The following is a 209-nucleotide window of genomic DNA, read 5'->3' as shown; positions in this document are numbered from 1 at the left end:
GCGCTGATCGCGGCTGTGGATGAATACATCCCGACCCCGGCCCGCGCTGTTGACCAGCCGTTCCTGATGCCGGTTGAAGACGTGTTCTCGATCTCGGGCCGCGGCACTGTTGCCACCGGTCGTATTGAGCGCGGCGTGATCAAGGTCGGCGAAGAAATGGAAATCGTGGGCATCCGCGACACCAAGAAAACGGTTTGCACGGGCGTTGA

At 61.2% G+C, this 209-nt stretch carries 1 protein-coding gene; it reads left to right on the top strand.

Annotation, left to right across the window (positions count from 1 at the left end; genetic code table 11):
* The coding region (locus EGN72_RS00030) for an EF-Tu/IF-2/RF-3 family GTPase (RefSeq protein WP_255417397.1) at nucleotides 1–209 on the top strand (209 nt) is incomplete at both ends.

Origin of the sequence: Pseudorhodobacter sp. E13 (assembly GCF_003991405.1) — a bacterium.
In the GTDB taxonomy this organism is placed as follows: domain Bacteria; phylum Pseudomonadota; class Alphaproteobacteria; order Rhodobacterales; family Rhodobacteraceae; genus Pseudorhodobacter.
Note: the sequence above shows the minus strand (reverse complement) of the source record. Positions and strands in the feature narration are given on the sequence as shown.